This is a genomic window from Actinomadura mexicana (genome assembly GCF_900188105.1).
GTDB lineage: Bacteria > Actinomycetota > Actinomycetes > Streptosporangiales > Streptosporangiaceae > Spirillospora > Spirillospora mexicana.
Genome location: NZ_FZNP01000016.1, coordinates 79,820 through 104,080 on the forward strand (window position 1 = coordinate 79,820; position 24,261 = coordinate 104,080).

Annotated in this window: 23 protein-coding genes; 14 read left to right on the plus strand and 9 right to left on the minus strand. The window is 74.2% G+C overall.

Annotated features, from left to right (window positions below; genetic code table 11):
• Nucleotides 1-140 precede the first annotated feature (140 nt).
• Nucleotides 141-3,011: an aminomethyl-transferring glycine dehydrogenase gene (gene gcvP, locus CHC11_RS32235; RefSeq protein ID WP_089315640.1), complete on the plus strand. Its 2,871-nt coding sequence runs from the start codon at nucleotides 141-143 to the stop codon at nucleotides 3,009-3,011.
• A gap of 356 nt (nucleotides 3,012-3,367) precedes the next feature.
• The gene (locus CHC11_RS32240; protein ID WP_089315641.1) at nucleotides 3,368-4,477 is read left to right on the plus strand and encodes a tetratricopeptide repeat protein; all 1,110 of its coding nucleotides are present in this window, start codon (nucleotides 3,368-3,370) and stop codon (nucleotides 4,475-4,477) included.
• Here CHC11_RS32240 and CHC11_RS32245 read toward each other — a convergent pair.
• Nucleotides 4,474-4,890, minus strand: a complete 417-nt coding sequence (locus CHC11_RS32245; protein ID WP_425427368.1) for a PPOX class F420-dependent oxidoreductase — start codon at nucleotides 4,888-4,890, stop codon at nucleotides 4,474-4,476. The two genes, CHC11_RS32240 and CHC11_RS32245, sit on opposite strands and share 4 nt — an antisense overlap.
• A gap of 60 nt (nucleotides 4,891-4,950) precedes the next feature.
• Between CHC11_RS32245 and CHC11_RS32250 the strand changes: the two genes are divergently transcribed.
• Entirely contained in the window at nucleotides 4,951-5,568 is a 618-nt protein-coding gene (locus CHC11_RS32250) for an alpha/beta hydrolase family protein (RefSeq protein ID WP_089315643.1), read from the plus strand.
• A gap of 97 nt (nucleotides 5,569-5,665) precedes the next feature.
• On the opposite strand, the gene CHC11_RS32255 is transcribed toward CHC11_RS32250, so the two are convergent.
• Together CHC11_RS32255 and CHC11_RS32260 are read right to left on the minus strand one after the other, a co-directional pair.
• Nucleotides 5,666-5,869, minus strand: coding sequence for a DUF5999 family protein (locus tag CHC11_RS32255; RefSeq protein ID WP_089315644.1), 204 nt, complete (start codon nucleotides 5,867-5,869; stop codon nucleotides 5,666-5,668).
• Nucleotides 5,870-6,217: 348 nt separating this feature from the next.
• Nucleotides 6,218-6,817 (minus strand): TetR/AcrR family transcriptional regulator, encoded by a 600-nt coding sequence (locus CHC11_RS32260; RefSeq protein WP_089315645.1) that lies wholly within the window; start codon nucleotides 6,815-6,817, stop codon nucleotides 6,218-6,220.
• Between the two features lie 117 nt (nucleotides 6,818-6,934).
• Here CHC11_RS32260 and CHC11_RS32265 point away from each other — a divergent pair, with 117 nt between their 5' ends.
• On the plus strand, nucleotides 6,935-7,351 hold the full coding sequence (locus CHC11_RS32265; protein ID WP_089315646.1) for a plectin: 417 nt from the start codon (nucleotides 6,935-6,937) through the stop codon (nucleotides 7,349-7,351).
• 179 nt (nucleotides 7,352-7,530) lie between these two features.
• The gene (locus CHC11_RS32270) at nucleotides 7,531-8,256 is read left to right on the plus strand and encodes a maleylpyruvate isomerase N-terminal domain-containing protein (RefSeq protein WP_089315647.1); all 726 of its coding nucleotides are present in this window, start codon (nucleotides 7,531-7,533) and stop codon (nucleotides 8,254-8,256) included.
• On the opposite strand, the gene CHC11_RS32275 is transcribed toward CHC11_RS32270, so the two are convergent.
• A complete protein-coding gene (locus CHC11_RS32275) occupies nucleotides 8,204-9,577 on the minus strand; it encodes a nitrate/nitrite transporter (RefSeq protein WP_089315648.1) in 1,374 nt (457 codons plus the stop codon). The two genes, CHC11_RS32270 and CHC11_RS32275, sit on opposite strands and share 53 nt — an antisense overlap.
• A gap of 188 nt (nucleotides 9,578-9,765) precedes the next feature.
• Here CHC11_RS32275 and CHC11_RS32280 point away from each other — a divergent pair, with 188 nt between their 5' ends.
• The gene (locus tag CHC11_RS32280) at nucleotides 9,766-10,014 is read left to right on the plus strand and encodes a hypothetical protein (RefSeq protein ID WP_089315649.1); all 249 of its coding nucleotides are present in this window, start codon (nucleotides 9,766-9,768) and stop codon (nucleotides 10,012-10,014) included.
• Between the two features lie 122 nt (nucleotides 10,015-10,136).
• Here CHC11_RS32280 and CHC11_RS32285 read toward each other — a convergent pair whose 3' ends face one another.
• Nucleotides 10,137-10,631 (minus strand): NUDIX domain-containing protein, encoded by a 495-nt coding sequence (locus CHC11_RS32285; protein WP_089315650.1) that lies wholly within the window; start codon nucleotides 10,629-10,631, stop codon nucleotides 10,137-10,139.
• Nucleotides 10,632-10,920: 289 nt separating this feature from the next.
• Between CHC11_RS32285 and CHC11_RS32290 the strand changes: the two genes are divergently transcribed.
• From CHC11_RS32290 to CHC11_RS32305, 4 genes are all read left to right on the plus strand, one after another.
• Entirely contained in the window at nucleotides 10,921-13,026 is a 2,106-nt protein-coding gene (locus tag CHC11_RS32290; protein ID WP_089315651.1) for a molybdopterin oxidoreductase family protein, read from the plus strand.
• A gap of 101 nt (nucleotides 13,027-13,127) precedes the next feature.
• Nucleotides 13,128-13,520 carry a nitrite reductase small subunit NirD gene (nirD, locus tag CHC11_RS32295; protein WP_089315652.1) on the plus strand — a complete coding sequence of 131 codons (393 nt, stop codon included), beginning with the start codon at nucleotides 13,128-13,130 and terminating at the stop codon, nucleotides 13,518-13,520.
• Nucleotides 13,504-14,718: a uroporphyrinogen-III synthase gene (locus CHC11_RS32300; protein ID WP_089315653.1), complete on the plus strand. Its 1,215-nt coding sequence runs from the start codon at nucleotides 13,504-13,506 to the stop codon at nucleotides 14,716-14,718. The genes nirD and CHC11_RS32300 overlap by 17 nt, the downstream gene beginning before the upstream one ends.
• A complete protein-coding gene (locus tag CHC11_RS32305) occupies nucleotides 14,711-15,451 on the plus strand; it encodes a sirohydrochlorin chelatase (RefSeq protein ID WP_089315654.1) in 741 nt (246 codons plus the stop codon). The genes CHC11_RS32300 and CHC11_RS32305 overlap by 8 nt, the downstream gene beginning before the upstream one ends.
• Here the strand turns inward: CHC11_RS32305 and CHC11_RS32310 are convergent.
• Nucleotides 15,403-15,966: a MarR family winged helix-turn-helix transcriptional regulator gene (locus tag CHC11_RS32310; protein WP_089315655.1), complete on the minus strand. Its 564-nt coding sequence runs from the start codon at nucleotides 15,964-15,966 to the stop codon at nucleotides 15,403-15,405. The genes CHC11_RS32305 and CHC11_RS32310 overlap by 49 nt on opposite strands.
• A gap of 117 nt (nucleotides 15,967-16,083) precedes the next feature.
• Between CHC11_RS32310 and CHC11_RS32315 the strand changes: the two genes are divergently transcribed.
• The 3 genes from CHC11_RS32315 (at nucleotide 16,084) to CHC11_RS32325 (ending at nucleotide 19,238) form a co-directional block, all read left to right on the plus strand.
• On the plus strand, nucleotides 16,084-17,067 hold the full coding sequence (locus CHC11_RS32315; RefSeq protein ID WP_089315656.1) for an ATP-binding cassette domain-containing protein: 984 nt from the start codon (nucleotides 16,084-16,086) through the stop codon (nucleotides 17,065-17,067).
• Between the two features lie 2 nt (nucleotides 17,068-17,069).
• A complete protein-coding gene (locus CHC11_RS32320; RefSeq protein ID WP_089315657.1) occupies nucleotides 17,070-17,957 on the plus strand; it encodes an ABC transporter permease in 888 nt (295 codons plus the stop codon).
• Between the two features lie 78 nt (nucleotides 17,958-18,035).
• The gene (locus tag CHC11_RS32325) at nucleotides 18,036-19,238 is read left to right on the plus strand and encodes an esterase-like activity of phytase family protein (RefSeq protein ID WP_245920042.1); all 1,203 of its coding nucleotides are present in this window, start codon (nucleotides 18,036-18,038) and stop codon (nucleotides 19,236-19,238) included.
• 83 nt (nucleotides 19,239-19,321) lie between these two features.
• On the opposite strand, the gene CHC11_RS32330 is transcribed toward CHC11_RS32325, so the two are convergent.
• From CHC11_RS32330 to CHC11_RS32340, 3 genes are all read right to left on the minus strand, one after another.
• Complete coding sequence (locus tag CHC11_RS32330; RefSeq protein ID WP_089315659.1) at nucleotides 19,322-20,677, minus strand: RNA polymerase sigma factor; 1,356 nt, start codon at nucleotides 20,675-20,677, stop codon at nucleotides 19,322-19,324.
• A 254-nt stretch (nucleotides 20,678-20,931) separates the two neighbouring features.
• Complete coding sequence (locus CHC11_RS32335) at nucleotides 20,932-21,972, minus strand: cation diffusion facilitator family transporter (RefSeq protein WP_089315660.1); 1,041 nt, start codon at nucleotides 21,970-21,972, stop codon at nucleotides 20,932-20,934.
• Nucleotides 21,973-22,045: 73 nt separating this feature from the next.
• Complete coding sequence (locus tag CHC11_RS32340) at nucleotides 22,046-23,209, minus strand: AMP-binding protein (protein ID WP_179279110.1); 1,164 nt, start codon at nucleotides 23,207-23,209, stop codon at nucleotides 22,046-22,048.
• A gap of 113 nt (nucleotides 23,210-23,322) precedes the next feature.
• Between CHC11_RS32340 and CHC11_RS32345 the strand changes: the two genes are divergently transcribed.
• Complete coding sequence (locus CHC11_RS32345; protein WP_089315661.1) at nucleotides 23,323-24,222, plus strand: 1,4-dihydroxy-2-naphthoyl-CoA synthase; 900 nt, start codon at nucleotides 23,323-23,325, stop codon at nucleotides 24,220-24,222.
• The last annotated feature ends 39 nt before the right edge of the window (nucleotides 24,223-24,261 follow it).

Genomic DNA, 24,261 nt, shown 5'->3' on the forward strand with positions numbered 1-24,261 from the left:
CGCGGGGGCCGGGCGGCTCACCGAAGGGGAAACCCCGCCGCGCGGGTGAAGCTCTCAGGTGCCGATGACAGAGGGGGAGACCGGCCGCCGGCCCGCGCCGGCGGCGGACCTGAGCGACCGCAGCAGCCAGGAGGCCTTCCATGACCGCCCAGTTCTTCGCCCCCGTGGCCGCGCCGCAGCACCCGCGGTCGGCGTTCGCCGACCGGCACGTGGGCCCCTCGCCGGACGACCAGGCGAGGATGCTGGCCGCCATCGGATACTCCGGCGCCGAGGCGCTGATCGACCAGGCGGTTCCCGCCGCGATCCGCACGTCCCGGCCCCTGGAGCTGCCGCCCGCGCTCAGCGAGACCGCCGCGCTCGACCGGCTCCGCGAGCTGGCGTCCCGCAACACCGTCCTGACGTCCATGATCGGGCTCGGCTACCACGGGACGACCACGCCCGGCGTGATCATGCGGAACGTGCTGGAGAACCCGGGCTGGTACACCGCCTACACGCCCTACCAGCCGGAGATCTCCCAGGGGCGCCTCGAGGCCCTGCTGAACTTCCAGACGATGGTGGGCGACCTGACCGGGCTGCCCGTCGCGAACGCCTCCATGCTGGACGAGGGCACCGCCGCGGCCGAGGCCATGGCCCTCGCGCACCGCGTCTCCAGGCGCAAGGACCCCGGGACCTTCCTCGTCGACGCCGACACCCTCCCGCAGACGATCGAGGTCGTCCGGACCCGCGCGATCCCGCTCGGCATCGAGGTCGCCATCTCCGACCTGTCCCGCGGCCTCCCCGACGGCGACTTCTTCGGCGTGCTGCTGCAGTACCCGGGCGCGTCCGGCGCCGTCCGCGACCTCGAGCCGGTCATCGCGCAGGCCCACGAGCGCGGCGCCAAGGCCGTCGTGGCCGCCGACCTGCTCGCGCTGACGCTGCTGCGCCCGCCCGGCGAGTCCGGCGCCGACATCGCGGTGGGCTCCGCGCAGCGGTTCGGCGTCCCCTACGGGTTCGGAGGCCCGCACGCCGGCTACATGGCGGTCGGCGAGGGCATCCAGCGCCAGCTTCCCGGACGGCTCGTCGGCGTGTCCGTCGACGCGGACGGCGCCACCGCCTACCGGCTGGCGCTGCAGACCCGCGAGCAGCACATCCGCCGCGAGAAGGCCACCAGCAACATCTGCACCGCCCAGGTCCTGCTCGCCGTGATGGCGAGCATGTACGCCGTCTACCACGGCCCCGAGGGGCTGGCCGCGATCGCGCAGCGGACGCACCGCCGGGCCGCCGAGATCGCCGCGGGGCTGCGCGCCGGTGGCGTCGAGGTCGTGCACGACTCGTTCTTCGACACGGTCCTGGCCCGCGTGCCCGCCCGCGCCGGCGAGGTCGTCGCGGCGGCCCGCGAGCGCGGCGTCAACCTGCGTCCGGACGGGCCCGACCGGGTCGCGATCGCCTGCGACGAGACGACGCTGCCCGCGCACGTCACGGCCGTGCTGGAGGCGTTCGGCGCCGCCGCGGCCGGCGAGGTCCCCGAGGCGTTCCCGGACGCGCTGCGCCGCGAGAGCCCCTACCTGACCCATCCGGTCTTCCACGCGCACCGCTCCGAGACCGCGATGCTGCGCTACCTGCGCAGGCTCCAGGACAAGGACATCGCGCTCGACCGCTCCATGATCCCGCTCGGCTCCTGCACGATGAAGCTGAACGCCACCGCCGAGATGGAGCCGATCACCTGGCCGCAGTTCGCCGACATCCACCCGTTCGCGCCGCTCGACCAGGCCGCCGGCTACGTCGAGCTGATCGGCGAGCTGGAGGGCTTCCTCGCCGAGATCACCGGGTACGCGAAGGTGTCGGTCCAGCCGAACGCCGGCTCTCAGGGCGAGCTCGCCGGCCTGCTCGCCATCCGCGGCTACCACGCCTCCCGCGGCGAGGAGCACCGCGACGTCTGCCTGATCCCCTCCTCGGCGCACGGCACCAACGCCGCCAGCGCCGTCATGGCCGGTATGCGGGTCGTCGTCGTCAAGTGCGACGAGGGCGGCAACATCGACCTCGACGACCTGCGCGCCAAGCTCGCCGAGCACGGCGGCCGGCTGGCGGCGATCATGGTGACCTACCCGTCCACGCACGGCGTCTTCGAGGAGACGATCACCGAGGTGTGCGCGGCCGTGCACGAGGCCGGCGGCCAGGTCTACGTCGACGGCGCCAACCTCAACGCCCTCGTCGGCCTGGCCCGCCCCGGCGAGTTCGGCTCGGACGTCTCCCATCTCAACCTGCACAAGACGTTCTGCATCCCGCACGGCGGCGGCGGCCCCGGCGTCGGCCCGATCGGCGTCCGCGAGCACCTGGCCCCGTTCCTGCCCAACCACCCGCTGCGCGAGGAGGCCGGGCCGGGCACCGGCGTCGGCCCCATCTCCGCCGCCCCGTGGGGATCGGCCGGCATCCTGCCGATCTCCTGGGCCTACATCGCGATGATGGGCCCGGACGGCCTGCGCGCCGCCACCGAGGGCGCCATCATCGGCGCCAACTACCTCGCCGCCCGCCTCGCCCCGCATTACCCGATCCTCTACACCGGCCGCAACGGCCTCGTCGCGCACGAGTGCATCGCCGACCTCCGCAAGATCACCAAGGAGACGGGGATCACCGCCGAGGACGTCGCCAAGCGCCTCATCGACTACGGCTTCCACGCCCCGACCCTCTCGTTCCCCGTCGCCGGCACCCTGATGATCGAGCCCACCGAGTCCGAGGACCTCGCCGAGCTCGACCGGTTCTGCGACGCCATGATCGAGATCCGCAGGGAGATCCAGCGCGTCGCCGACGGCGGCTACGACGGCGAGGACAACCCCCTGAAGAACGCCCCCCACACCGCCGCCTGCCTCGTCTCCGACGACTGGAAGCACGCCTACACCCGCGAGGAGGCCGCCTACCCCCTCCCGGCCCTGCGGGAGAACAAGTACTGGCCGCCCGTCCGCCGCATCGACCAGGCCTACGGCGACCGCAACCTCGTCTGCTCCTGCCCGCCCCCCGAGGCGTTCGAGGACTGAAGGGTGTTCATTTGTGGTCTTTTGGCTGAGGCGCCTGGGGCGCCTCAGCCAAAAGACCACGGGCGATCGCTGGCATCGCTTCGTCTCGCCTAGCGGCTCGCTACGCGATCAGGTTCTCGCTTCGCTCGAACCTGCCTTCGGACGCGATCGCGGTGGTTTGGTCGTGGGTGGTCGGGGCGGTGGCTGGGCGGCGTTCGCGTTTCGTACGGCTGGGCATCCGCCGCCCCCCGGTTGGGGGCGGTCGGGCCGAATGGATTTGTGATCATGGCAGGGGTTTCGGGGTGTCGGGGCGGGACTCGGCGGGGGCGGATCGCTACGCTCTTTGCGGACCCCGACCCCCAGAGGGCAGAAGAGCGATGATCGAGTCTCCGGACGCGGTATCCGACGACGCGGCGCGACTGTGCGAGGAGGCCCGCGGCCTCGCCGAGAGCGGTGAGGCGGAGCGGGCCGCGCTGCTGTTCGAAAGGGTGCTCGCGCTGGGCGACACCCCCTTCCGGGCGCGGGCGGCGCTGGGGCTGGCGGTCGTCCTGGACGACGCCGGGCACGTCGAGCGCGCCCGGGAGGCCGACCGGGCCGCGATCGCCACCGCCGACCCCGAGTACGGGCCGCGCGCCGCCTACCACCTGGCGCTCACCCATGAACGGGCCGGTGAGCACGAGCGGGCGGCGCCCGCCTGGCGGGTCGTGGTCGACTTCGGCAATCCCGCCTACCTGCCGCCCGCCCATCTGGCCCTCGCCCGGATCGCCGACGACGCCGGCGACTTCGACACCGCCCGCGACCACTGGGAGGCGGTGGTCGCGACCGGGGACGCCGAGTACGGGCCGCCCGCCGCGCACGACCTGGCCCAGCGGCTGCTGGAGCGTGATGAGCCCGCCCGCGCCCAGCGGGTCCTGACCGCCGGGCTCAGGCTGATCGAGCGGGGCACCGCCCCCTACGCCTACGGGCGGCTCGCCGTCGCGCTCGGCATCTCCTACCTCGACCAGGCGATCGGCGCCTTCGGCGCGGCGCTGGGGGAGGAGCCGCCCGACCCGGAGGTCGGGCCGCTGGCCACCGAGCTCCTGGCGCGGACGCTGCCGCTGCGGGGGCGGGGCGCCGAGGCGGGCGAGGTGTGGCGGCGGGCGCTCGCCGAGCCCGGCACCGCGGGGCAGGTGCGGGCGCGGCTGCGCCGCGACTTCGGCGACGCCGACGACGACGGCGACCTGTGGTGGGAGCCGGTGGTCGAGCACGCCGTGTCGGACGGGACGCTCCCCGCCCTCGCCGGCGAGGCGTTCGGCGCCCTCGACCACATGTACGCGCTGCTCGCCGTCCGGTACGCCGAGCACCGGGCGGGCGACGCCCGCGAGACCCTCGGCAGGGCGGTGCGCGTGCCGAGCGACTACGCGTGGGGGCCGCTGCTGCACGAGAGCTTCGCCGAGCGGTTCCGCCTGGCGACGGGCACGGCCGTCCCGGACTGGACCGAGGGTTAGCCGGCGATGGCGCGCTCGGCGATCACCTTGGTGATGCGGGCGCGGACGAGGTACTCGGTGGGGACGGCGTTGCGCCGGCCGAACTCCTCGGCCCGGTCGGCGCCCATGTAGCGGCCGCCGATGACGGTCGCCCAGCGGAGCACCTCGTCCAGGTCCTCGACGAGGGACGCCTCGGCCTGGATCAGCACGTAGGAGTACGGCGGCGTCTGGTCGTCGACGCAGACGGAAAGGCGCGGGTCGCGGGCGAGGACGCGGCCCTTGACGCTCTGGCGGCCCGTGTTGAACAGCAGGTCGTCGCCGTCGAGGGCGAACCAGATCGGCGTCACGTGCGGCGTCCCGTCCTTGCGGGTGACGGCGGCCTTGCCCGTGCGGGTGCCCTCCATGACGAACGCGCGCCACTCACTGTCGGTCATCGTCTCCATAGGCCCAGTCTGCCGCACGACCCATCCGCGCCTGCCGCTACCGTGAGTCACATGAAGGTCGCGACGGCGCACGGGCCCGCCGAGGTGGTGCTGGACGTGGTGGACGACCCGGCGCTCCTGCTGGTACTGACGCACGGGTCGAACGGGGGAGTGGAGGCGGCCGACCTGCTGGCGGTGCGGGCGGAGGCGCTGCGGCTCGGCGGCGCCGTGGCACGGGTGACGCAGCCGTTCCGGCTCGCCGGGCGGCGGGCGCCCGGCCCGGCGGCCAAGCAGGACGAGGCGTGGCTGGAGGTCGTCGCGGTCCTGCGGAAGAGGTTCGGGGACGTCCCGCTGGTGCAGGGCGGCCGCAGCAACGGGGCCCGGGTGGCGTGCCGGACCGCGGCCGCCGCCGGGGCGGCGGGCGTTGTGGCGCTGGCGTTCCCGCTGCACCCGCCGGGCAGGCCGGAGAAGACCCGGGTGGACGAGTTGCGGTCGGCGGGGGTCGAGGTTGTCGTCGTCAACGGCGACCGGGACCCGTTCGGCGTGCCCGACCCGGCGGACGCGGCGCAGGTCGCGGTCCTGCCGAAGGAACGGCACGACCTCGGCAAGGACCCCGCGGCGGTCGGCCGGGCGGTGGAGCCGTGGCTGAGACGGTGGGCGGCCCGTCCGGTGCGGACGGGCCGGGAGTAAACTGGCCCCGGGCCCGGTGCGGGCCCAGAGGCCGGTGGTGGGTGGGCGTGCCCCCGAGGATGATCACCCGTTTGAACTAGTCCCCCGTGGAGACCGCTCAAGCGGCGGACGCGGCCTGCGCGTCCGTCGGCCGGTGCGGCGCGATGACTCCCCCGTCGGGCAGCAGCTCACCGGTGTCCTCGAACAGCACGACCCCGTTGCACAGCAGGCTCCACCCCTGTTCGGGGTGCGAGGCCAGCGTGCGTGCGGCGTCGCGGTCGGGTGCGTTGTGGGAGGGACAAGGCGGCTGGTGCGGGCACATGGCGTGCCTCCGGTCTCAACTACTGGTCGGTTGTGGTGCTTTCCTGTTCTGACGCACCCCAGTGTGGAGTGGTTCGCCCCCACCGGCCATAGCCCGTTGGGACGGTTGTCCATTGGTACCGGAGTACCGGCCGAGTGTGATCCCTCCCACTCCGAAGTGCCATGCAGTAGCGTCCCTCCCGCGTGATAACGGACGAAGAACGACACGCCGCCGGAGCCTGAAAATTCCACGATGATCGGCGGGGGAACGGGCTCCGCCGGAGCGGCTGGGGCGCGAGGTGGGCGTTCCTCCAGGGGCGGGCCTGGGCCCCTGGCATCTGGAGATCACTCCATCGAGGACTCACCGGTCCTAGCTGACGCCGCCGAGGACGACGCCGAGACCCGCGCGGAAGCGGGCGTCCCAGTCGACCGCGCCGCCCTCGCCGCCCTCGCCGGAGGCGATCCGGGCGGCGGCGCCGTCCTCGGCGGTGCCGCGCACCTCAAGGGCCGCGTGGCCGATCACGTACCCGAGCAGGGTGTGGGCGGCGACGGCCGCGGCTTCCTCGGCGACGCCGCCGCGGCGCAGGACCTCCCGCAGCGACGCGAGGGTGGCGGCGAGCGCGGCCGGGTTGCGGCGCGTGACGACCAGGGGGAGGACGCCCGCGTGGGCCAGCAGGCGCTCGCGGTAGGCGTCCGCCCACGCCCGCAGGGCGTCCTGCCAGGGGCCGGAGGACGGCGCCGCGGCCGGGGCCGCCGCGACATGCGCGACCAGGCCGTCCAGTAGCTGCTCCTTGCCGCGGGGGAGGTGGTGGTAGATCGCCATCGCCTCGACCTCCAGCGCGTCGCCGAGCCGGCGCATGGTGAGCCGGCCGAGTCCCTGGCCGTCCACGATGTGCAGGGCCGCCTCGACGATCCGCTCGGTGGTCAAGGGGGCGCGGTTCTGGGCGTTGATGCTGGGCTGCCTGACCATGAGGACAGACCTTACTACGTAAAGGGCCGAAGCCGGGTGTCCGCCGCCACGACACGCCGGGACCCCGCGTACGCTTACTCCGATCGAACACTGCACGACCGTCGAGGGAGTACCGACATGCCGCTGGGCCGCCGGGTGAGCAAGGACGTCGCCGAGCCGTACGAGGCCGACCAGCGGCTGGCCGCCGAGTACGACGACCGGCTCGCGGCGGCGGGCGACGCGGAGCGGGCGCTGCGGGACGCGCAGGCGTCCGGCGTCGCCGAACCGGAGCTGCGGGAGCTGACGGTCGCGTTCGACCAGGCGATGACGGCCGTGCTCGCCGCGGCCGAGGCCGCCGAGCGGGTCGCGATGGGCCCGAAGGTGTACTCGACGCAGTCGCAGGACGCCAAGGCGCGCCGCGCCGCCGAGATCGCCTACCGCAAGGCCAAGGCGCGCCCGGCGGTGCGCCCGTGGACGGACGAGGTCGACCGGCTGCGCACGGCGCGGGAGGCGCACCGGCTGAGCTTCAGGGCGCGGCCCGCGGCGCGCGTGTGAGCCGTCGCGGACGCGTGGCGACACGGCGTCACCGGGTGGCACGGGCCACCGAACTTTGAGAGTCTGCCCTCTCCGGGGAACGCCGGGGGTTCTCGCGCCGCACGTCGCGCCAGCGTGACGGGTGCCGGCGCGTCCCGGCGGGGAGGGCACAGGGTGCTCTGGACGTTGGGGGATGTCACGTGGAGCGCACGCCGCCGGACCGGTGCCGCGTACTGGAGTCCTACCAGGACGGGGTGAAGGCGATCATCGCCCTGGCGGAGACCGCCGCCGACTGGGACGTGCCGACTCCCTGCGCCGACTGGCAGCTGATCGACCTGGCGGGGCATCTGCGGTGCGTGGCGGAGAACTTCCTGGAGTACCTCCAGGACGCGCCCGACAGCCGGCTGGCGAAGCTGTTCGCGCAGGAGGCGGCGACGGCGGTGCTGATCAGGCAGCAGGCGCGGCAGAACGCGGCGGAGCTGGCGGTGCTGCCGCCCGAGGCCGGCCCGGAGCGGATCCTGGCGTTCGGGGTCTCGGCGGGGGCGTACGCCGACCTGATGCCCGACATGTGGGACCGGACGCATCTGATCTACCGGGGCACCAAGTACACGGTCGGCGACCACGCGGGCGCGGCCTGCGTGGAGTGGCACCTGCACGCCTGGGACATGGCCCGCGCGATCGGGGCCGACTACCGGCCGCGCGACCCGGACCTGCTGGTGCCGGCCTGGCACTGGGGCGTCCCGCACCTGCCGCTGGAGCCGGGGGACGCGTGGGAGGCGGTGCTGCGCTCCTCGGGCCGCTCGCCGCGGTGGCCGGACCCCGGGGAGGGGCCCGGCCGGGCGCGGCGGCGGCGTTCGGGCCGGCAGTCCGCCGTCAGACGCCCGCCGGCCTCCCCGGGCGGGCCCGCAGGTAGACCAGCCAGGTGAGCGCGCAGCAGACGGCGTAGAAGGCGATGAACGCGATGTAGGCGCCGTCGCCCGTCCCGTAGGTCAGGAACGACTGCCGGAACGCGATGTTGACGAGCACGCCGCCGAACGCGCCGACGGCGCCCGCGATGCCGATCAGCGCGCCGGACAGGCGGCGGGCCTCGTGCTCGGCGGCGCCCGGGTCCCCGCCGTTCGCGACGCCGGCCTGCGCCTTCGCCCTGAAGATCGCCGGGATCATCTTGTAGGTGGACCCGTTGCCGAGGCCGCTGAAGGCGAACAGCAGCACGAATCCGGTGAGGAACAGCGCGAGGGACCCCAGCTGCGAGGCGGCGAGCACGAGGACCGCCGAGACGGCCATCGCCACGAAGGTCCAGAAGGTGACCTTCGCGCCGCCGATCCGGTCGGCGAGCCACCCGCCGGCCGGACGGATCAGCGATCCGAGCGCGGGGCCGAGGAACGTCAGGTAGGCGGCCTTGATCGGCGTGTCGAACTCGGCCTTGAACTGCACCTGCAGGACCTGCCCGAACGCGAAGCCGAACCCGATGAACGATCCGAAGGTGCCGATGTAGAGCACCGACATGATCCAGGTGTGGCCGTCCCGGCAGACGTCCCGCATGGCCCGCCCGTCGTTGCGGGCGTGCGCGAGGTTGTCCATGGCGAGCGCGGCGCCGAGGGCGGCGAGGACGACGAACGGGATGTAGACGCCCGCGACGAGGCCGGGGTGGTCCTTGCCCGCGGTGGCGAGGACGGCGAGCCCGACGAGCTGGACGACGGCGACGCCGAGGTTGCCGCCGCCCGCGTTGATCCCGAGCGCCCAGCCCTTGAGCCGCTGCGGGTAGAACGCGTTGATGTTGGCCATCGAGGACGCGAAGTTGCCGCCGCCGACGCCCGCGACGGCCGCCAGGACCAGCAGCGTGGTGAACGAGACGCCGGGCTCGATGAGGACCGCGGCGAGCACCGCCGGGACGAGCAGCAGCGCGGCGCTGAAGATCGTCCAGTTGCGGCCGCCGAACCGGGCGACGGCGAGGGTGTAGGGGATGCGCAGCGCCGATCCGACGAGGGCGGGGACGGCGGTGAGCGTGAACTTCCCGGCCGGGTCGATGCCGTAGGCGGGTCCGAGGAACAGCACCAGCACCGACCACAGCGTCCACACCGAGAACCCGATGTGCTCGGAGAAGATCGAGAAGGCGAGGTTGCGGCGGGCGGTCCGGGCACCGCCGGCGGCCCAGAAGGCGGGGTCCTCGGGGCGCCAGTCGTCGATCCAGCGGCCCTTCAGCGGATGGGCGCGCTCGGCACGCGCGGCTTCGGTGGTGGCGGTCATCAGTCGGTCTCCTTGGGTCGCTTCGACGGCTCGACCGTAGGAATCCGGGGTTTCGCGCGTGTGTGACCGGTCATACGGCAGTGATAACTCCGCTGCACAGCGTGTCCCGCCCGCTGTGAGGCGCGGGGTAGACCCGGGCGCGCCCGGGTACGCAGGGAGGGAGGCGGCGGGGGAACGGAGGCGCGACGATGGGAACCTGCGAGGTCTGCGGGAACGAATACGCGATGGCGTTCGAGGTGCACGCGCAGGGCCAGGTGCACACGTTCGACTCGTTCGAGTGCGCGGTCACCAAGATGGCGCCGATCTGCGAGCACTGCCAGTGCCGCATCATGGGGCACGGCGTGGACGTGGGCGGGCACTTCTACTGCGGCGCCCACTGCGCCCGCGCCGCGGAGCCCGAACGCGCCCGCACGATCCAGGACGCGGTGCCGGTGTAAGCGCGGTGCAGAGTTAGGCGCGGTGCGGGTCGGGTGCGGTGCAGAGTTGGGCGCGGTGCAGGGTTGGGCGCGGTGCAGGCAAGATGCCGGTGCGGGCGGGGCGACGGGGCGGCCGCCCGGGCTCAGGCGCGGGCGGTGCCGAACGCCTGCTCGCGGCCGTCCTCCAGGTAGACCGCGCTGCCGGCCGCCATGGCCCGCAGGCTGGGCTCCATCCGGCGCGAGACGTGCGGCGGGGCGAGTTCGGGGACCTTCTCGGGCGCCACGAGGATGTGGTCGGACAGTTCCTCGGGCGGCAGCCGGATCGCCGCGATCTCCGCGCCGGTGATGGTGCCGCCGAACACGAAGACGTTGACCGCGTCGACGCCGTCGTCGCGCGGGGACCCCCAGTCGACGCAGGCCAGCCCGTGCAGCCGGGGGACGAGGCCGAGCTCCTCCTCGCATTCGCGCACGCACGCCGACAGCGGGGACTCGTCGGCCTCGATCACCCCGCCGGGCAGGAACCAGCCCTCGCTGTAGGTGGGCTTGACCAGCAGCACCCGCCCCAGGTCGTCCAGCAGCAGGGCCGCCGCGGCGCCGCGGGCCCGCGGCAGGGAGGCGTAGTAGGCAAGGTCGGGCATGCTCCGAGGTTAGGCGTGATCACCCCGGACCGGTTCCGGCCGTCCCGGGACGGGGGCCGCATCCGTTCGCGAGATCGTCGGGCCACCATGAATCCGTTCGGCAACCGGGCAAAAGGCAACGAATAGGCCATGACAGGGATCGACAACGCTTGACACGCGTTCGTCAAGGCGCGTCGCGGCCCGCGGGCGGGATCCCTTGACATCGGAGGACGCACGGCGTGAACGCCATTTAACGCCGGGGTCACACCCGGGACTCGGCGGCGAAACCGGGCGGGCGGAGTCTCGGCGGATGGCCGCGACTCCGACGCACTGCCCGTACTGCGCACTGCAGTGCGGCATGTCCCTGCACGACGGCGGCTCCGAACCCGTTCGGGTGGTGCCGCGCGACGACGTGCCGGCCAACGGCGGCGGGCTCTGCCAGAAGGGGTGGACGGCGGCGGAACTGCTCACCGTCCCCGACCGGCTGACCGCGCCGATGATGCGCCGGGGCCGGGACGCGCCGCTGGAGCCGTGCGGCTGGGACGAGGCCCTCGACCGGATCACCGCCGAGATCGGGCGGCTGCGCGGTCTGCACGGGCCGGACGCCGTCGCGGTGTTCGGCGGCGGCGGGCTGACCAACGAGAAGGCGTACCAGCTCGGCAAGTTCGCGCGGATCGCGCTCGGCACCTCCCAGATCGACTACAACGGGCGGTTCTGCATGTCGTCGGCCGCCGCGGCGTCCGGGCGGGCGTTCGGCATGGACCGCGGCCTGCCCGGCCCGGTCACCGACCTGGCGGCCTCCGGCGCGGTCCTGCTCGCGGGCGGCAACGTCGCCGAGACGATGCCGCCCTTCATGCGGCACCTGGCGCGGATGCGCGAGGGCGGCGGCGCCCTCATCGTCGTGGACCCCCGCCGCACCCCCACCGCCCGCCAGGCCGACCTGCACCTGCAGCCGACGCCCGGCACGGACATCGCCCTCGCCAACGGGCTGCTGCACCTGGCGCTCGCCGAGGGCCTGGCCGACGAGGAGTACATCGCGGCCCGCACCACCGGGTTCGACGCCGTCCGGACGGTCGCCAACGCCTACTGGCCCGGCCGCGCCGAGCGCATCACCGGCGTGCCCGTGCCGCTGATGCGCGAGGCCGTCCGGCTGCTGGCCCGCGCCGCCCGCGCCCACGTCCTCACGGGGCGGGGATCGGAGCAGCACGCCCGCGGCACCGACACCGTCAGCTCCTTCATCAACCTGGCCCTCGCGCTCGGGCTGCCGGGCCGCGAGGGCTCCGGCTACGGATGCCTGACCGGGCAGGGCAACGGGCAGGGCGGGCGCGAGCACGGCCAGAAGGCCGACCAGCTCCCCGGGTACCGCAGGATCGACGACCCCGAGGCCCGCGCGCACGTCGCCGGCGTCTGGGGCGTCGACCCCGGCGACCTGCCGGGACCGGGGCGGTCGGCCTACGAGCTGCTGTCGGCGCTCGGCACCGCGGGCGGCCCGAAGGCGCTGCTGGTGTTCGGGTCCAACCCGGTGGTGTCGGCGCCCCGCGCCGCGGCCGTGGAGGAACGGCTCGACGCGCTCGAACTGCTGGTGGTGGCCGACTTCGTGCCGTCGGAGACCGCGCGGCGCGCCGACGTCGTCCTGCCGACCGCGCAGTGGGCCGAGGAGTCGGGGACGATGACGAACCTGGAGGGCCGGGTGCTGCGGCGCCGCCGCGCCGTCAGCCCGCCGGACGGCGTGCGCACCGACCTGGAGGTCCTCGCCGCGCTCGCCGAGCGGCTCAAGGCGCCGGGGGAGTGGAGCACCGACCCGCGGGCGGTGTTCGGGGAGCTGCGCCGTGCCAGCGCGGGCGGCACCGCCGACTACTCCGGCATCAGCTACGAGCGGATCGAGGCCGAGGGCGGGGTGTTCTGGCCCTGCCCGTCGCCGGACCACCCCGGCACGCCGAGGCCCTACCTCGACCGCTTCCCCACCCCGGACGGGCGGGCCCGGTTCTTCGCCGTCGAGCACCGCGGCGCCGCCGAGGACGTCGACGCCGACTACCCCGTGTACCTGACCACCGGGCGCGTCCTCGCGCAGTACCAGTCGGGCGCGCAGACCCGGCGCGTCCGGCCGCTCGTCGAGGCGGCGCCGGGGCCGTTCGTCGAGCTGCACCCCGACCTGGCCGGGCGGCTCGGCATCGAGGACGGCGCCGGCGTGCGGGTGGAGAGCCGCAGGGGCGCGGCCACCGTGACCGCGCGCCTGACCGGCGCGATCCGCTCCGACACCGTCTTCATCCCGTTCCACTGGGCGGGGGAGGGCCGCGCGAACCTGCTCACCAACCCCGCGCTGGACCCTGTCTCGCGGATGCCGGAGTTCAAGGTGTGCGCCGTCCGCCTGCGCCCCCTGCCTTCCGAGGGGGACGGCGCCCCCGGCGCACGGTGAGCCCCTTTTAACACGGCGGTGACAAAGGAGACCCAACCGCGAAACCGCCCCTTCCGAGTATCGGACCATCGGACAGTTCCCCGCCAGGAGGTTGCCGCGCGATGACCACGACACCCGAAGCGACGATCGTCAGGGAGCGGGCGGGCCGCGCCGCGGCCCGCTGGTTCGACATCTGCTCCTACGCCGGCCTGACCCCCGAGCGGGGCGCCTGCGCGATGGTGGACGGCACGCAGGTGGCGATCTTCCGGACCTTCGACGGCGGCCTGTACGCGCTGTCGAACCTCGACCCGTTCAGCGGCGCCTACGTGCTGTCGCGGGGGATCCTCGGCACCAGGGACGAGGCGCCGACCGTCGCGTCCCCCATGTACAAGCAGGTGTTCGACCTGCGGACCGGGGCGTGCCTGGACGACCCCCGGGTGGCGCTGCCGACCTTCCCGGTCCGCCGCTCCGGGGACCGGGTGGAGGTGGCGCTCACCGATGAGCACCGGCAGTGAGCCGCTGGCCGGGTTCGCCGTCGGCGTGACCGCGGCCCGGCGCCACGAGGAGCTCGCGACGCTGCTGGAGCGGCGCGGGGCGAGAGTCGTGCTGGCGCCCGCCATCCGCCTGGTCCCGCTCGCCGACGACGCCGAGCTGCTGGAGGCCACCCGGGCGTGCCTCGCCGGGCCGCTCGACCACGTCGTGGTCACGACCGGGATCGGGTTCCGGGCGTGGCTGGAGGCGGCCGACGGGCACGGCATGCGCGACGCCCTCATCGCCCGCCTGGCCGGGACCGACATCCTGGCGCGGGGCCCGAAGGCGCGCGGCGCGATCCGCTCGGCGGGCCTGCAGGAGCGCTGGTCGCCGGACTCGGAGGAGTGCGCCGAGGTGATCCGGCACCTGCTGGACCGGGAGCCGGCCGGGGCGCGCGTGGCCGTGCAGCTGTACGGGGAGCGCCAGCCGGAGCTGATAGCGGCGCTGCGCGCGGCCGGCGCCGAGGTGATCGAGATCCCGGTGTACCGGTGGTCGCGGTCCGAGGACTCCACGCAGCTGCGCCGCCTCGTCGGGCAGGCGGTCGCGGGCACGATCGACGCGATCACCTTCACCAGCGCTCCGGCGGTCGCCGCGACGCTCGCCGTCGCCGCCGAGGACGACCTGGAGGAGGCCCTGCTGGAGGCCCTGCGCACCCATGTCGTGGCGGCGTGCGTCGGCCCGGTCACCGCGCAGGCCCTCACCGACCGCGGCGTCCCGACCGTCCAGCCCGAACGCGCCCGGCTCGGCGCGCTCGTCAGGGCGCTGGTGGCCGACCTGCCGCGGCGCCGGTCGCGGCGGCTGTCGGTGCGGGGGTTCTCGCTGGAGCTGCGCGGGCACGCCGTCGTCCTGGACGGCCAGTTGCGGCCCATCGCGCCCGCGCCCATGGCGATCCTGCGGGCCCTTGCGAGGCGCCCCGGGCACGTGGTGTCGCGGGCGGAGCTGTGCGGGGTGCTGCCGGGCCGGCTGGCCGTCGCGCCCGGGATCAGGGACGCCTGGGCGCGGGAGGCGCGGCCCCGGGAGGCCCGCCCGCAGGCCGACGAGCACGCGGTGGAGATGGCGGTGGCGCGGCTGCGGCGCGGCCTCGGCCGGCCCGGCATCGTCGAGACCGTCGTCAAGCGCGGTTACCGGCTGGCGTGCGACCCGCGGATCGTCGACCGGCTCCCGGCGGGCGCCGGTGGCTGAGGCCGTCGACGCGGCGCCCGCGCCGCCCGCGCTGCTGGCGGTCGCGCACGGCACCCGGGACCCGGCGGGGCCCGCGGTGGTGCGGGCGCTGCTGGACCGGGTGCGGGCGATGCGGCCGGGCCTGCGCGTGGCCGAGGCCTACGGCGAGCTGTCCGAGCCGTCGCTGGAGGAGGCGGCGGAGGGACTGCGCGGCGGCCCGGTGGTCGTGGTCCCGCTGCTGCTGGCGCGCGGGTACCACGCGCTGATCGACGTCCCCGGCCGGGCGGGGCGCCTGCTGCCGGGGGCGGTGACGTCCCGGCCGCTCGGCCCGGACGCGCTGCTGGCAGGGGCGCTGGCCGCCCGGCTGGCAGAGCAGGACCGGACCTCGCCGCACCGCCGGGACGCCGTCGTCCTCGGCGCGGCGGGGTCCGCCGACCCGGCGGGCGCCGCCGATGTGCGCGCGGCCGCCCGGCTGCTGGCGCGGAGGCTCGGGCTGCCGGTCCCGCACGGTTTCGTCGCGGCGGGCGGCCCGCCGCTGGACGAGGTCGTCGCGGGGCTGCGCCGGGGCGGCGCCCGCCGGATCGCCGTGGCGTCCTACCTGCTGGCGCCCGGCCGGTTCCACGACCGGATGCTGGCCTGCGGCGCCGACGCGGTCGCCGCGCCGGTCGGCGCGCACGGCGCGGCGGCCCGGCTGGTCCTGCGCCGCTACGACGAGGCCGTGCTGCCGCTCGCGATCCCGGTACCGGTCCGCTGACCCGCCCCGTCCTGCCGGATCGGCTCCTCGTTCCGGCCCGGCCCTTCCCGCCGGTGCTGCGGCTCCGGGACGCCGGCGAACCGTTCGTCGTGGTGGGCGAGGATCCGCAGCAGCAGACCCTTCAACAGGTGCGTCTCGTCGGGTGACAGCGCCTCGAACAGCGCGTCGTCGAGGCTTGCGCGGTCGTCCTGGCGCGCGCCGAGGAAAAGCCGCCCGTTCTCGGTGGCGTCGAGCGCGTACCGGCGCCGGTCCTCGGGGTCGCGGCGGCGCTGGACGTGGCCGGCCCGCTCCAGCGCGTCGACGATGCCGACGAGGTCGCCGGCGTCCATGCGCAGCCGTCCGGCGACCTGGCGCTGGGACAGCGGTCCGTGCCGCGCCACGCACGACAGAACCATCAGGTAGGGGAGTCCCGGCTGATCGGGGAACATCCGGACGGAGGTGCGCCGCACCAGCCGTCCCGTCTCGAACAGCAGGTAGGTGGGCGACGCGCACAGGGGATCGGGCCGGTCCTCCACGTCTGCTCCCTCGGGGTTCTTGGCCGGTCCTATTTCTCTTGACCTGAGAAATAGGTTATCCCTACCGTTGGATGGCCCAAAATATGGGTGTTCACTCCATCGCGGAGGGAGGTCCCCATGCCGGACGGGGGACCGGCCGTCGAGGTCGACGGCCTGACCAAGAGGTTCGGTGACGTGGAGGCCGTGCGGGGGATCGACCTCACCGTGCGGCCGGGGGAGGTCTTCGGTTTCCTCGGCCCGAACGGCGCGGGCAAGTGCACCACGATCAACATGCTGTGCACGCTGCTGCGCCCGAGCGGCGGCAGCGCGCGGGTCGCCGGGTACGACGTGGTGCGCGAGCGCGACGACGTCCGCCGCAACATCGGGCTGGTGTTCCAGGACCCGACGCTCGACGGCTACCTGTCGGGCGTGCAGAACCTGCGCTTCCACGCCGAGCTGTACGGGGTGCCCCGCTCGCTGACGGCCGACCGGATCCGGCAGGTGCTGGAGATGGTCAACCTGTGGGACCGGCGCGGCGACCTGGTGCAGACCTACTCCGGCGGGATGAAGCGCCGCCTGGAGATCGCCCGCGGCCTGCTGCACTCCCCGCGGGTGCTGTTCCTGGACGAGCCGACCGTCGGCCTGGACCCGCAGACCCGCGCGTCGATCTGGGAGTACATCCGGCACCTGCAGGAGGCCGAGGAGATCACGATCTTCATGACGACGCACTACATGGACGAGGCCGAGTTCTGCGGGCGAATCGCGATCATGGACTCGGGGCGGATCGTGGCGCTGGACACCCCCGAGGCGCTCAAGGCCGGTGTCGGCGAGGACCGGATCCGCATCCAGACCGCCGACGACGAGGCCGCGATCGCGGCGCTGACGGACCGGTTCGGGCTGCGGGCGGTCGTGTCGGAGGGTGCGGTCGCGTTCTCGGTGGCCTCCGGCGAGGAGTTCGTCCCGCGGCTGTTCGCCGAGCTGGGCGTGCCGATCAGGTCGGTGAACGTTGCGCGGCCGTCCCTGGACGACGTGTTCATGTCCTTCACCGGCACCACGATCCGCGACGCCGAGGCCTCGGCGAGCGACGGGATGCGCGTGGCGATGCGCGCGATGAGGAGGTGACGATGGCGAGCACGGCCGAGAGGGCGGCGGGCGCCGGGGTCGTCCGGGTCAGGGTGCCCGAGCGCGGCCTGCGGCAGGACCTGCGCGCCGTGAAGATCGTCCTGCACCGGGAGCTGATCCGGTTCTGGCGCGACAAGCTGCGGATGGTGTCCGGGCTCGTCCAGCCGGTGCTGTGGCTGCTGGTCATGGGCACCGGGCTGTCCAACCTGATGGCCAGCGGCGGCGGGCCCGCGGGAACCGTCGATCTGAAGACCTTCATCTTCCCCGGCGTGTGCGCGATGTCGGTGATGTTCACCGCGATGTTCTCCGCCGGGTCGATCGTGTGGGACCGCGAGTTCGGGTTCCTGCGCGAGATGCTCGTCGCCCCCGTCAGCCGCGGCGCCATCGTCGTCGGCAAGTGCATCGGCGGCGCCCTGGTGGCGACCCTGCAGGGCGCGGTGATCGTGCTGCTGGCGGGCCTCGCCGGGGTCCCCTACGACCCGGGGCTGCTGCTGGAGCTGCTCGGCCTGATGTTCGTCGGGGCGTTCGCGCTCACCGGGTTCGGCGTCATGATGGCCGCGCGGATCACCAGCATGCAGTCGTTCTTCGGCCTCATGCAGATGGCGATGATGCCGATGATGTTCCTGTCCGGCGCCCTGTACCCGCTGAGCGGGCTCCCGGCGTGGCTGACCGTGCTGACCAGGTTCAACCCGCTCACCTACGCCGTCGACCCGCTTCGGCACGCGGTGTTCTCCCACCTGGACGTCTCGCCGCGGCTGATGCGGACGTTCGACCCGGGCGTCACCTGGGGAGGCTGGGTGGTCCCGATCTGGCTGGAGATCCTCCTCGTCCTCGGCATGGGCGTGGGGCTGATGGGCGTGGCCATCCTGGAGTTCCGCCGCGCCGACTGAGGAAACCCCGCCGTCACCCACCGTGATGAAGGATACTGGCCGCGTGCGCGACGCAGCGCACTCGGTCGGATGCGAAGGGTGACGGCAGACAACGTGAACGGGCACAGGACGATTTGGCGCGGGGCGGCGGCGGCGACCGCCGTCCTGGCGGCGGTGACGGGCGCCGCGACCGTGGACGGACCGCTCCGCGCGGAGGCCGCGGACAGGGCCCGGCCGGCGGCCGCGGCGCAGGAGCTGCGGATCACGCGGTTCCTGGGGGAGCGGCGCCTGCCGCACATGGCGAAGTTCAGGGGCACCACGGTCGGCGGGCTGTCGGGTATCGACCGCGACCCGCGCACCGGGACCTGGTACCTGGTCTCCGACGACCGGTGGCGCTACGATCCGGCCCGGTTCTATACCGGCCGCCTGGCCATCGACCCCGTCACCGGCGCGTTCACCGGCGTCAGCATCACCGGGGTGTCCACGCTGCGGGACCCGGACGGCCGCCCCTACCCCGGGTTCGGCAAGCCCGGCTCGGTCGATCCGGAGACGATCCGCTTCGACCCGCGGTCCCGGCGTGTCCTGTGGGGCAGCGAGGGCGACCGCCCGGACGATACGCACCAGAAGATCCCCGTGGCGCCGATGTCGCTGCGGTGGGCGGGGCGGGACGGCCGGTACGCCGGGGCGCTGCCCCTCCCGCCGTCGCTGCGGCTGACCGACGAGCACCGGGGGCCGCGCCGCAACGCCGGCTTCGAGGCCCTGACGCTCACCCCGCACGGCATCGCCGCGATGGCCGAGGGCCCGAGGTACGAGGACGGGGAGCCGCCGACCGTGCGGCACGGCGCCATGACCCGCCTCACCCTGTGGGACCGCGCCGGACGCGTGGCCGCCCAGTACGCCTACCCCGTCGACCGGCTCCCGGCCGCGCCGGAGCCGCCCACCGGCGCCGCCGACAGCGGCGTCTCGGAGATCCTCGCCGCCGGCGGCCACCGGTTCCTGGCGCTGGAGCGGTCCTGGCTGGAGGGCGTCGGATACAAGGCCCGGCTGTACGAGTTCGACCTGAGGGGCGCCACGGACGTGCTGCGCCGCGACCGCCTCGACCAGGACGGGCGGTTCCGCCCGGCGCGCAAGCGCCTCGTCGCCGACCTCGGCCGCTACGCCGACCCCGCGCAGAACCTGGAGGCGCTGGCGTGGGGGCCGCGCCTGAGGTCGGGGGAGTGCACGCTGGTGGTCGGCTCCGACGACAACTTCGACCAGCGCGAGGCCACCCAGTTCCTGGCGTTCGCCGTCCGGGGCTGCTGACCGCCGCCGCGCGGCGCGAAAGGGCCCGCGGAGACCGCCATGGTCTCCGCGGGCCCCTTTCGCGTGCCGGGCGGGCGGCCGGGTCAGACGGCGAAGTCCAGCAGCGGGCGGGCGTTGCTGGGGTGCCGCAGCTTGGACAGCGACTCCTTCTCCAGCTGCCGGATCCGCTCGCGGGTCAGCCCGAGGGCCTTGCCGATCTCGTCCAGCGTGCGCGGCGTCCCGTCGTACAGCCCGAACCGCATCGCCATGATCTTGGCCTCGCGCGGGGAGAGGATGTCGAGGGTGCGGCGCAGCTGGTCGGCCATGAGCTGGCGGTCCACCAGCTCCGACGCCTCGGGGCTGTCGGTGTCCTCGATGAGGTCGCCGATGCGGGTCTCGCCGTCCTCGCCGATGGTGGAGTCCAGGCTGATCGGCTGGCGGCTGGTGCGCAGCAGCTCGCGGACCTGCTCGGGGCTCTTGTCCAGCTCGGCGGCCAGCTCTTCGGGGGTGGGCTCGCGGCCGAAGCGCTGGTGCATGTCGCGCTCGACGCGGCTCAGCTTGCTGAGCATCTCCAGGACGTGCACGGGCAGCCGGATCGTGCGGGCCGAGTCGGCGAAGCCGCGCTGGATCGCCTGCCGGATCCACCACATCGCGTAGGTGGAGAACTTGTAGCCCTTGGAGTAGTCGAACTTCTCCACGGCGCGGATCAGGCCGAGGTTGCCCTCCTGGACGACGTCCAGCAGCGACAGGCCGCGGTCGGAGTACTTCTTGGCGACCGACACCACGAGCCGGAGGTTGGCCTCCAGCATGTGGGCCTTGGCGCGGCGGCCGTCGGCGGCGACCCACTCCAGGTCGGCGCGCACGGCGGGCGGCAGGTCCTCGCTCTCCAGCTTGTGCTCGGCGTACAGGCCGGCCTCGATGCGCTTGGCGAGGTCGACCTCCTGCTCGGCGGTGAGGAGCTGGCGGCGCCCGATGGCCTTGAGGTAGGTGTGGACGGAGTCGCCCATCGTGGTCGACTGGTCGTCCAGGTCCGCGGCGGTCTCCTCGGCCTCGACCTCGGTGACCTCGAAGCCCTCGTCGACGGCGGCGTCGGCCTGGCCGCCCAGCCGCACCGGCGTGCCGGCGGCCTTGGCGGTGTTCCTGGCGGTGCCCCTGCGGGCGGCGCGCTTCCTGGCGGCGCCGGGGGCGCCGGAGCTTTCCTGGGCGGTCTCCCCGCCGGCGTGGTCGGCGGCCGCGGCCATCTTGCGGACGGCGTCGGACTCGCCCGCCAGGCTGATGCCGGCCTCGGACAGCTCGCGCAGGATGGAGCGGCCCTGGGCCGGGCTGATCCCGGCGGTCTCGAAGGCCCCCCTCACCTCGTCGAGCGAGAGGCGCCCGTGGGCGCGGCCACGCTTCAGGAGATCGTCGAGCGCGGGGCTCGGCGACTCCGTGAGCGGGGTCTCGACGGCGCTTCGCGGCATGAGGACACCCCCCTCCCTTCGGTGTGTGAGTGCGGCGCGGATTGTGTTCGCTCGTGGCGCACGCACTTAACGGAACGTCGCAGGACGGGCCTGTTGTTCCCGGCTCCGTTGCCGGGCGGCGCTCCGCCGGGGATCGTGGAGGAGCGATCCAGACGGTCGTGGTGCCCCCGGCCAGCGGTTTCACACCGTCCGAACCGGCCCTATCCGACCTTACTTCGTAAAGGCCCCTGGTCGTGGCAACGTGAGAAAGGCCACTACATCTCCGAATCCTTGGGCCGCAATGTCCGACCATAACGCGCGATGACCCGTTCGCGCAGCTCAGGGTCGTCGCGAGGGACCGGTTCGAGGAACACCTCGTCGATCTCCTCGTGCGCGCCGCGCAGCTCGCCGGCCATCCGGACGCAGGCGCGCTCGACCTCGGCGGCGGTGAGGGAGTCGCGGAAGTCGAGCCGGGCGCAGACCAGGACGCGGTCGGCGCCGAAGGTCACGGTGACGATGTCCACGACCCACTCCACCTCGTCCGCGCGGCCGAGGCGCACGCGGACGTCGGCGACGAGCCGGGGGTCGGCCTGCGAGCCGATCAGCAGGTTCAGGTTGAGCCGGCCGAGGACGAGCGCGACGGCGGTCAGCAGGACGCCGATGAGCAGGGATCCCACGCCGTCCCAGGTCGCCGAGCCGGTGAGCTGGTGCAGGCCCAGGCCGCCGAACGCGATGACCAGGCCGACGAGGGCCGCGGAGTCCTCCAGCAGGACGCTGACCGACGTGGGCTCGTCGGTGCGGCGGATGTAGGCGCGCAGCGGCAGGTCCTCCTCCCGCGCGGCGGCCCGGACCTGCCGCAGGGCCTGCTGCCACGAGACCGCCTCCAGCACGAACGCCACCGCGAGCACGGCGTACCCGACGATGGCTCCGGACTCGGCGGCCCCCCGGTGCCCGGTGAGCGTCTCGATGCCCTGGTAGTAGGAGAACAGCGCGCCCATCCCGAAGATCGCGACGGCGACGAGCAGGGTCCAGATGTAGCGCTCCTTGCCGTGGCCGAGCGGGTGGCGGCGGTCGGCGGGGCGCCCGCTGCGGCGCAGCCCCACCAGCAGGAGCACCTCGTTGAAGGTGTCGGCGATCGAGTGCGCGGCCTCCGCCGCCATCGACGCCGACCCCGTGATCAGCGCGGCGACGACCTTGGCGACGGCGATGCCGAGGTTGGCGGCGAACGCGAGGGCGACGGTCAGCAGGCTCTCGTCCTGCGGTCCGCCGCCGTCCCGCCGCCCTTCGGGCCGCTGCCCGCCGCTCTCTGCCGCCATGATCCGTCCTCTGCCCCGGTGGTCACCGTGCCATGCGCGGTGCGGGCGGAGACGCGCCCGTGCGGCGCCGCCGTCAGGACGCGGGGGCGCGGAGCCGGGCCCGGTCGGGCTTGCCGGACGCCAGCAGCGGGATCGACTCCACCAGCTCCAGCTCGTGCGGCGCCGCGTACGGGGGCATCGTCTCGCGGACGAACGCGCGCAGCTCGGTCAGCTCCGGCAGCCCGGACGCGGCGGGGACGACGACGGCGGTGACCCGCTCACCCCACTCGGGGTCGGGGCGGCCGACCACGACGACGTCGCGGACCTTCGGGTGCCGCGACAGCGCGGTGGCGATCTCGCCCGCGACGACCTTCTCCCCACCGGTGTTGATCACGTCGTCGAGGCGGCCGCGGACGCGGAGCCGGCCGTCCTCGATCACGCCGAGGTCCTGGGTGAGGAACCAGTCGCCGTCCCGGACCCCGGCGGTCAGCTCGGGCCGCAGCCGGTAGCCGGTGAACAGCGAGGGGCCGGCGAGGCGGATCCGGCCGCCGTCGCCGAGCGCGACGCGCATGCCGTCCAGCGGCGTGCCGTCGTAGACGCAGCCGCCGCAGGTCTCGCTCATCCCGTAGGTGGTGAACACCCGGGCGCCCCGCCCGCGCGCCTCGGCCAGCAGTCCGGGCGAGGCGGCGGCGCCGCCGAGGACGATCGCGCCGAGCCGCGCCAGGTCGGCGCCGGCGTCCAGCAGCCGGCGCAGCTGCGTGGGGACGAGCGAGACGTGGAACCCCTCGGCGGCCGCCACGGCGGCGGCGTCGAAGCGGGGTGCGATGCGGGGGTCGGTGCCGGCGACGAGGGAGCGGACGAGGACCTGGACGCCGGAGATGTGGCTGGTGGGCAGGCAGCACAGCCACCGGTCGCCGGGCCCGGCCTCGATGCGGGCGAGCGTGCCGGCGGCGGAGTGGCGCAGCGCGCCGGCCGACAGCTCGACGAACTTGGGGGCGCCGGTGGAGCCGGACGTGGCGATGAGCACGGCAGTGCCGGCGTCGAGGGGTGCGCGCCGGCCGCCGGGGGAGTGCGGGGCGATGCCGCCGGCCGTCTCGATCACATCCGGCGCCAGGGCGTCCAAAAGGCCGCGCAGCGCGGCCTCGGGCAGGTCCGGCGGCAGGGGGCAGATCGCGGGGCCGCCGTCGAGGGCGCCGGCCAGGGCGTCCAACAGGCGGGGGCCGGGCGGCAGGACGACGGCGTGCAGCGGGCGATCCATGATCTCATCAGCGTAGACGACCCCGCTGAACGCGTTCAAACGCGGGGCCGGTTGAATGGTGCCCGAGCGCCGCGCCCCGGCACGCGGCGCGGTCGCCCGACGGAGAGGAAGACATGGTCTCGGAGCTGTTCGACGCGGATGCCTGGAAAGAGGTCGAGGGGTTCGGCTTCACCGACATCACCTACCACCGGGCCGTCGACCACGGGACGGTACGGGTGGCGTTCGACCGTCCGGAGGTGCGCAACGCGTTCCGCCCCCACACGGTGGACGAGCTGTACCGCGCGCTGGACCACGCCCGGATGTCCAGCGACATCGGCTGCGTGCTGCTGACGGGCAACGGGCCGTCGCCGAAGGACGGCGGCTGGGCGTTCTGCTCGGGCGGGGACCAGCGGATCCGCGGCAGGGACGGCTACCGGTACGCCGAGGGCGAGACGTCGGACACGATCGACCCGGCGCGGGCGGGGCGGCTGCACATCCTGGAGGTGCAGCGGCTGATCCGCTTCATGGGCAAGGTCGTCATCTGCGTGGTGCCGGGCTGGGCGGCCGGGGGCGGGCACAGCCTGCACGTGGTGTGCGACCTCACCCTCGCCAGCCGGGAGCACGCGCGGTTCAAGCAGACGGACGCGGACGTGGCGAGCTTCGACGGCGGCTTCGGATCGGCGTACCTGGCGCGGCAGGTCGGGCAGAAGTTCGCCCGGGAGATCTTCTTCCTGGGCGACGACTACGACGCCGAGGCCGCGCACCGGATGGGCATGGTGAACGCCGTCGTCCCGCATGCCGAGCTCGAGGCGGTGGCGCTGGAGTGGGCGCGGAAGGTCAACGGCAAGAGCCCCACGGCGCAGCGGATGCTGAAGTACGCGTTCAACCTCGTCGACGACGGTCTCGTGGGGCAGCAGGTGTTCGCCGGGGAGGCGACGCGCCTGGCCTACGGCACCGACGAGGCCGCCGAGGGGCGGGACTCCTTCCTGGAGAAGCGCGATCCCGATTGGTCGCGTTTCCCGTGGTACTACTAAGGGTCCGAACGCACGGAGTGATTCGGAAATGCAGTGATT

What these genes read in the sequence shown, in the direction of transcription:
- CHC11_RS32280 (WP_089315649.1), top strand. Translation starts at nt 9,766, where the DNA reads ATGGGAACCTGCGAGGTCTGCGGGAACGAATACGCGATGGCGTTCGAG.
- CHC11_RS32330 (WP_089315659.1), bottom strand. Translation starts at nt 20,677, where the DNA reads ATGCCGCGAAGCGCCGTCGAGACCCCGCTCACGGAGTCGCCGAGCCCC.
- CHC11_RS32275 (WP_089315648.1), bottom strand. Translation starts at nt 9,577, where the DNA reads ATGACCGCCACCACCGAAGCCGCGCGTGCCGAGCGCGCCCATCCGCTG.
- nirD (WP_089315652.1), top strand. Translation starts at nt 13,128, where the DNA reads ATGACCACGACACCCGAAGCGACGATCGTCAGGGAGCGGGCGGGCCGC.
- CHC11_RS32255 (WP_089315644.1), bottom strand. Translation starts at nt 5,869, where the DNA reads ATGTGCCCGCACCAGCCGCCTTGTCCCTCCCACAACGCACCCGACCGC.
- CHC11_RS32245 (WP_425427368.1), bottom strand. Translation starts at nt 4,890, where the DNA reads ATGACCGACAGTGAGTGGCGCGCGTTCGTCATGGAGGGCACCCGCACG.
- CHC11_RS32240 (WP_089315641.1), top strand. Translation starts at nt 3,368, where the DNA reads ATGATCGAGTCTCCGGACGCGGTATCCGACGACGCGGCGCGACTGTGC.
- CHC11_RS32345 (WP_089315661.1), top strand. Translation starts at nt 23,323, where the DNA reads ATGGTCTCGGAGCTGTTCGACGCGGATGCCTGGAAAGAGGTCGAGGGG.
- CHC11_RS32340 (WP_179279110.1), bottom strand. Translation starts at nt 23,209, where the DNA reads ATGGATCGCCCGCTGCACGCCGTCGTCCTGCCGCCCGGCCCCCGCCTG.
- CHC11_RS32260 (WP_089315645.1), bottom strand. Translation starts at nt 6,817, where the DNA reads ATGGTCAGGCAGCCCAGCATCAACGCCCAGAACCGCGCCCCCTTGACC.
- CHC11_RS32285 (WP_089315650.1), bottom strand. Translation starts at nt 10,631, where the DNA reads ATGCCCGACCTTGCCTACTACGCCTCCCTGCCGCGGGCCCGCGGCGCC.
- CHC11_RS32265 (WP_089315646.1), top strand. Translation starts at nt 6,935, where the DNA reads ATGCCGCTGGGCCGCCGGGTGAGCAAGGACGTCGCCGAGCCGTACGAG.
- CHC11_RS32300 (WP_089315653.1), top strand. Translation starts at nt 13,504, where the DNA reads ATGAGCACCGGCAGTGAGCCGCTGGCCGGGTTCGCCGTCGGCGTGACC.
- CHC11_RS32250 (WP_089315643.1), top strand. Translation starts at nt 4,951, where the DNA reads ATGAAGGTCGCGACGGCGCACGGGCCCGCCGAGGTGGTGCTGGACGTG.
- CHC11_RS32335 (WP_089315660.1), bottom strand. Translation starts at nt 21,972, where the DNA reads ATGGCGGCAGAGAGCGGCGGGCAGCGGCCCGAAGGGCGGCGGGACGGC.
- CHC11_RS32320 (WP_089315657.1), top strand. Translation starts at nt 17,070, where the DNA reads ATGGCGAGCACGGCCGAGAGGGCGGCGGGCGCCGGGGTCGTCCGGGTC.
- gcvP (WP_089315640.1), top strand. Translation starts at nt 141, where the DNA reads ATGACCGCCCAGTTCTTCGCCCCCGTGGCCGCGCCGCAGCACCCGCGG.
- CHC11_RS32290 (WP_089315651.1), top strand. Translation starts at nt 10,921, where the DNA reads ATGGCCGCGACTCCGACGCACTGCCCGTACTGCGCACTGCAGTGCGGC.
- CHC11_RS32315 (WP_089315656.1), top strand. Translation starts at nt 16,084, where the DNA reads ATGCCGGACGGGGGACCGGCCGTCGAGGTCGACGGCCTGACCAAGAGG.